This is a genomic window from Pseudoxanthomonas sp. (assembly GCF_002863005.1).
GTDB lineage: Bacteria > Pseudomonadota > Gammaproteobacteria > Xanthomonadales > Xanthomonadaceae > Pseudoxanthomonas_A.
In genome coordinates this window covers 1-6,614 of sequence record NZ_PKDG01000005.1, presented here as the reverse complement: position 1 = coordinate 6,614, position 6,614 = coordinate 1, and the positions used below count along the sequence as shown (strand labels likewise).

Genomic DNA, 6,614 nt, shown 5'->3' with positions numbered 1-6,614 from the left:
GATCTTCTTGGAGGACTGTTCGATGTCGGTCATGGTGGTGACGACCTTGCCCACGACCTCGCCACCCTGCGAGGCGACCGAGGCGGCACCGATGGCCAGCTGGTTGGCCTGGCGGGCCGACTCGGCGTTCTGGCGCACGGTGGAGGTGAGTTCCTCCATGGAGGCGGCGGTTTCTTCCAGGTTGGCGGCCTGCTGTTCGGTGCGGCGCGAGAGGTCGTTGTTGCCGGCGGCGATTTCACCGGCGGCGGTGTTGATGGAACCGGAGGCGTCCTGGATGCGACCGACGATGTCGGTGAGCTGGGCGACGGTGGCGTTGGCGTCGTCGCGCATGGTGGCGAACACACCGTGGAAGTCGCCTTCCATGCGGGTGGTCAGGTCGCCCTTGGACAGCGACTGCAGCACGCCCGAGACGGCATCCACGCTGCCCGCGATCGTCCCCAACAGGCCGTTGATCTGCTGGGAAAGCCCCAGCAGGAAGCCCTGCTTGCCGGTTTCGGCGATGCGGCCGGTCAGGTCGCCCTGCACGGCGGCCTGCACGATGCGGGTCACTTCCTGTTCGACCATCACCTCGTTGGTGCGGTCTGCCCACTCCACCACGTAACCGATGCGCTGGCCTTCGCCATCGGTCACCGGATTGATGATGAGCTGCATGATGCGGCCGCCCACGCTGATCTGTGCACGATGCGTGCCCTGCAGCTGCGCAAGCATCCGCGACTGGTGCTCGGGCTTCTTGTGGAAGATGTCGATGCTGCTGCCGACGACCGTGCTGACGTCGAAGGCGGGCAGGTCGCGGCGCAGGTCCTGTTCCACGTCCGTCAGCATCTTCATCAGCGGACGGTTGGCGTAGATGATGGTGCGGTCGGCATCGGCGATCATGACGTTGGTCGTCACATCCTCCAGCGCCGTGCGGATGCGCAGGCTTTCCTTGGCCACCACGGTGTCGCGCTCGATGCGATCGCGCAGGTTGGCCTGCATGCTGCGCATCGCTTTCATCAGGGTGCCGATCTCGTCCGTGCCGCTGGCGTCGATGTCGCTGTCCAGCTTGCCGCGGGCGATGTCGTCGGCCACGCGCACGGCGCCGGCCAACGGCCTGGCGACCTGGCGGCGCAGCAACCAGAACACCGCGCCGCAGAGCAGGGCGGCGCCCAGTGCGCCCACCATCACCACCGTCCACAACACGGCACGGGCTTCCTGCATCAGCACGGCACGCGGCACCACGACGCCCAGCGCGAAGTGCTCCTGCGCGCCACCGATCTGCAGGGGCACATAGGCTTCCATGACGGCATCGCCTGCGGCATTGGACGATTCGCGGAAGACGGGCTCGCCCGCGGCGATCTGCTTCATCACCTCGGCGGCCTGTGCGCCCGCAAAGGGCTTGCCCACCGATGCGGCGTCCTGGTCGGCGATGACCACGCCGGCCGGCGTGAGCAGGCGCACGAAGCCCGCGCCCATCGGGGTGAGTTTGGCGATGCGTTCCTGCAGCGACTGCAGGGCGAAATCGACGGTCATGACGCCGAGGTAGTTGCCGTCTTCCAGGACCGGCGTCGACAGGGTCGTCATCAGCACGTCCTTGCCGGCGATCTTGTACACGTAGGGTTCGGCGACGACCTGGCGCTTCAGTTCACGCGGTTTCAGGTACCAGTCGCCGGCGCCGGGCACCTCGTAGTCACGCAGGGCTTCCTGCAGCGGAGCGCCCTCGCTCCATGCCCAGTAGCTCATGAAGCGGCCGGTGTCGTCGTGGCCGTCCGCGGCGCGGTAGTCCGCATCCTTGCCGTCGAAGGCATCGGGTTCCCACAACGTGCCGACGCCAACCCATTCCGGATGCGCTTCGAGCTGGCGCTTGAAGATGGCGCTGGCCGCCTCGCGACTGAGGCCGTCGGCGCCGCGCTGCGCGAGCAATGCGTTCGCCAGGGCCGCGTTGGTGTCGAAGGCGCCCGTCAGGTCACCGGCGATGCGCTGTGCCTCGGCGCTGGCCAGCGTCTCCATGGTGGTGCGGGCGCCGGCCAGCAGGGACTGGCTACTGCGCAGGTAGCTGGCCGCCGCGGCGACGCCGAAGGCCAGCAGCGCCACCAGGGCGGTGCCGTACATCACGCGGGTGGCGATGCTGCGGGAGGAAAAACGGGTAGACACGGATGACATGGTGGCCTCGACGGATGGGGCGGTGTGGCGGCCCCTGCCCACGGCCACGTGCGGCCATGCGAGTGTTGCAGGAGCGTTACACCGGGTATCGGCGGTGGCGCGGCCAGGTTGAGTACGTGCGGCTCAATGCCGATGAACGGCGGCTGGAAAGCGGACGAAGGTCACGCAGCGCCGCGCTCGCGGGCGCTGCGCTGGCGTTCCAGGCGGAAGATGTAGCGCTGGATCAGCGCATCGCCGCCGCGCGGCAGCTCGGTGAACTGGCAACCCGCGCGCCAGCTCTCGCTGCCGTTCTGGTTGAGCTGGCTGTGCAGGCTCTTGACCATCAGCCGTACGCACAGCGGTCCGCCGTCCGGCAGGTACAGCAGGCTGCCGGGGAATTCCTTGTAGGGTCGCAGCGTCGGTTCCCCCGCCTGCACGGCCAGGGCGATGCCGCCGCCGCTGATGTCCAGCACGCGGTACTTGCGGTAGGTGGTTTCGCCATCCGGCTGGCGCTCCGGGATGCCGCACTCCATCGGCTGGGTCACCGGTACCTGCAGGCGATAGAACTCGCGGCGCTGCAGGCGCAGGATGCTGTCGGGCAGCTCGGCCCGGAAGGCCACCTGCCCATCCTTCTGCACGCGTTGCAGCCCGTACAGGCGGAACTGCACGTGGATGCGGTCCAGCCGGGACACGCAGGTCACGTGCGTGGCTTCGTCGAGGCTGCGGTTGATCGCCTCCGAGGCGCTGCCGTCGATCAGCACGGCGTCCTCGTCGTCCAGCACCTCGACCACCGACGTGGGGAAGGTGTGGTTGCGCGGCATCGCGCAGCCGCTGACCAGCGCCCGCTTTTCGATGAGCGATTGCAGGATCTGGCGGATCGCGTGCTCGCCGTGCACCAGGTACTTTTCTTCGTCGTCGTACCTGACGGGATCGGCCAGAGGGGCGTCGCTGGGCTCGGTCATGCGGGCGGAAACGTCACGGCAGGGAAGGCGTCACAGGCTGTATCGGCGGACGACACGGCATCTTGAGCGAGCGGGGCGGAAGACGTGAGAGCAGGATCCCGGTCAGGGCAAACTTCCATCGCGCGCGTGGTGCCTTGCGGGACAGCGCCGCGTGCAGGATTTTCCCCCGGTCACCCGGCAGGACGCATGGCCTCTCCGATGGGAGCGCACAGCCGCAGCGGCATGCCGGGCTGTGCGGGTCCCGGGTGCTTCTCAGAACGTCTGCCAGTCGTCGCCCTCGCCCTCGGCGAGGGCGGCTTCCGGCTGGCGCGTGGGCCGTGCGCGGACGGTGGACTTGGGCGCCGTGGCCGGTCGCGATGCGGCCGACGCCGCGATCGAAGCGGTCCTGCGGACCGGCAGGCCGGTAGCCGCTTTCAGCGTGAAGACGGCGACCGACTCGGTCAGCGCGTGCGCCTGTTCCTCCATCGCGCGTGCGGCGGCGGAGGCTTCCTCCACCAGTGCGGCGTTCTGCTGCGTGGCTTCGTCCATCTGCACGATGGTCTGGTTGACCTGCTCGATGCCCGATGACTGCTCCTGCGACGCCGCGGCGATCTCGGACATGATGTCGGTCACGCGCTGCACGCTGGCCACGATGTCGGCCATCGTGGTGCCCGCCTCGCTCACCAGGGCGGACCCATCGGTGACCTTGTCGACGGACGTTTCGATCAGGCCCTTGATCTCCTTCGCCGCATTGGCCGAGCGCTGGGCCAGCGTACGCACTTCGCTGGCGACGACGGCAAAGCCGCGCCCCTGTTCGCCCGCACGCGCGGCTTCCACCGCGGCATTGAGCGCCAGGATGTTGGTCTGGAAGGCGATGCCGTCGATGACCGAGATGATCTCGGCGATCTTCCGCGACGACTGCTCGATGTCGGTCATGGTGGCGACGACCTTGCCGATCACCTCGCCTCCCTGCGACGCGACGCCGGCCGCGGTGATCGAGAACTGGTTGGCCTGGCGGGCCGACTCGGCGTTCTGGCGCACGGTGGAGGTCAGCTCCTCCATGGACGCGGCGGTTTCCTCCAGGTTGGCGGCCTGCTGTTCGGTGCGACGCGACAGGTCCAGGTTGCCTGCCGCGATCTCGCCAGCCGCGACGTCGATGCGGCCAGAGGCTTCCTGGATGCGCCCGACGATGTCGGTCAGCTGGGCGACCGTCGCATTGGCGTCGTCGCGCATGCGGGCGAACACGCCGTGGAAATCGCCTTCCATGCGGGCGGTGAGGTCGCCGCGGGCGATGGCCTGCAGGAGCTCGGAAACTTCGGCCAGGTTGCCGTCGGTCGTTTCCATCAGCCGGTTCAGGCCGTCGATCATGTCGCGGAAGTCGTACTGGTACTTGTCCACGTCGCCGCGCTGGCTGAAGTCGCCGGACGAGGCCGCCGTGGCCAGGCGCTTGATCTCGCCGTTGATGGCCGACAGGTTGGCCTTGGTGGCGTCCATGGTGTCGGTCAGCACGGCCTTCTCCCCGGGTAGGCGATCCATGTCCACCGACAGGTCGCCGACCGAGTAGCGCTGCATGATCTCGACCAGGCGCAGCTTCACCGCGATGTGCGCGCCGACCAGCGTGTTGGTATCGCGCACCATGCGTCCGTACTCGCCGGGAAAGGCGCTGTCGTCGATGCGGAAGCTGATCTGGCCCTCGTCGTGGCGGCGTGTCATCTCGGTCTGCGCGGCGATCACCGACACCACCTGCGTCTGCATCAGCCCCATGGCGGCGAGCAACTGGCCGACTTCGTCCTGGCGGGAGGTGTCGATCCGGCCGTCGAGCCGGCCCGCGGCGACATCCTCGGCGATCGCGACGGCCGAGCGCAGCGGTCGCGACACCACGCGGCGCACGCCGATCGCGGTGAGCACTCCGATTACCGCCAGCGCCAGCACGGACAGGCCCACGATGGCGATCGTCAGCGCATGGCTGGAGGCGAGCACGGCGTCGCGCGGCTCCACGGCGACCAGGGCCCATTTCCACGGAGCGAACCGTTTGACCGCAACAAGCGCGGGCACCGCTTCATCGCCGGACGCGGGGGCGACGTCGAGCACGGCATGGCCATGGTCCTGGTCCAGCAGGGCCTTCATCGCCGGGACCGAGTCGGGACCGACCACGGCGGTGTACGGCGATTCCTGATCGGACGGGTGCGCCGCCAGCATGCCGTTGTGTTCGCCTTCCGCGAGGTCGACCACGAAGAAGTAGCCCGCTTCGCCCAGTCGCGTGGTGCGCAGCTTGTCCTTCAGTGCGGCCAGGCCGTCACCGTAGTTCTGGCCGACGAACAGGATGCCGACGGTCTTGCCTTCGGCATCCTGCAAGGGCTCGTAATGGGTCATGTAGTCGCGGCCGAACAGGCGCGCGCGACCGGTATAGGGCTTGTCCTGCAGCATCAGCGCGTAGGCGGGATGCTTGTGGTCCAGCGCCGTGCCGATGACGCGTTCTTCCTCGGCGTTGCGCAGCGACGTGGTCACGCGGACGAAGTCGTCGCCCTGGCGGACGAACAGGGTGGCGACCACGCCGGTGCCTTCGGTGAAGCGGTCCACGGCGGTGAAGTCGAGATTGAGCGTCTGTCCGCCGAAGCGCAGGGCGGCCACGTCGGTATCGCCGATCGGGGTGGCGCTGTCCGCGTCCACCGATACGTCGCCGGCAGGCAGCGTGGCGCGGAAGCTGCGCGCCATCCGCTGGGTGGTGTCGGTCAGGGTGCTGTCGTACAGCGCGACGGATTCCAGCATCACCTGCGCGGCGACATCCAGGTCGGCGAGTGCCCGGTCCTCGATGGCGCGACTGGACTGCCGCTGGACCACGATGGCGAGCAGTGTGAGCACCGCCGCGACGGCGAGCGTGACTTGCAGGGAGAGTTTGCTACCGAGCGAAAGACGCGCGAATCGGGTCATGGGCCGGGAAAGGTAGTGGAATGATCACAACCGGTATCGGCGTTACGCCTTCAAGATTGAGCGCCTTGTCGGGATTTTCCCGACGAACGGTAAATACGGATACCTTGCGCCGGCCACGACCCCGGAAACGCGCGCGGCCCGGGAATGCCGGGCCGAGCGAGACGCAACATGGATCACGCGAGGCGCAGGGCTCAGAACTCCTGCCAGTCGCCATCGGCGAGCGCGGGTTCGGGCTTGCGCGCCGCGGGCTTGCGGACGAGGGCCTTGGCGACGGGCCTGGCGGCGGCGACCGGCTTGGGGGCCGGGCTGGTCGCCCTGCGCGCCGGTGTATCGACCGTGGCCTGCAGCTTGAACACCGCCACCGACTCGGTCAGTCCCTGCGCCTGCTCCTCCATCGAGCGCGCGGCGGCCGTGGCTTCCTCCACCAGTGCGGCGTTCTGCTGGGTGGCTTCATCCATCTGCGTGATGGTCTGGTTGACCTGCTCGATGCCGGCCGACTGTTCCTGCGAGGCCGCCGAGATCTCGGCCATGATGTCGGTCACGCGCTGCACGCTGGCCACGATGTCGGCCATCGTCGCACCGGCCTGGTTCACCAGCGCCGAGCCGTCGGAGACCTTCTCCACC

The 6,614-nt window shown here is 68.4% G+C and carries 4 protein-coding genes; all 4 read right to left on the bottom strand.

From position 1 onward, the window contains the following. On the bottom strand, nucleotides 1-2,130 hold a 2,130-nt coding region (locus tag CYU89_RS00755), incomplete at its 3' end, for a HAMP domain-containing protein (RefSeq protein WP_296278310.1). Nucleotides 2,131-2,300: 170 nt separating this feature from the next. Continuing rightward, complete coding sequence (locus CYU89_RS00750) at nucleotides 2,301-3,080, bottom strand: flagellar brake protein (protein ID WP_296278309.1); 780 nt, start codon at nucleotides 3,078-3,080, stop codon at nucleotides 2,301-2,303. 252 nt (nucleotides 3,081-3,332) lie between these two features. After that, nucleotides 3,333-5,990, bottom strand: coding sequence for a Cache 3/Cache 2 fusion domain-containing protein (locus CYU89_RS00745; RefSeq protein WP_296278308.1), 2,658 nt, complete (start codon nucleotides 5,988-5,990; stop codon nucleotides 3,333-3,335). A 191-nt stretch (nucleotides 5,991-6,181) separates the two neighbouring features. Then, nucleotides 6,182-6,614: methyl-accepting chemotaxis protein (locus CYU89_RS00740; protein WP_296278307.1), on the bottom strand; the 433-nt coding region annotated here is incomplete at its 5' end.

Bases quoted from the DNA above. Each gene is read 5' to 3' on its own strand.
- CYU89_RS00745 (WP_296278308.1), bottom strand. From the start codon at position 5,990: ATGACCCGATTCGCGCGTCTTTCGCTCGGTAGCAAACTCTCCCTGCAA.
- CYU89_RS00750 (WP_296278309.1), bottom strand. From the start codon at position 3,080: ATGACCGAGCCCAGCGACGCCCCTCTGGCCGATCCCGTCAGGTACGAC.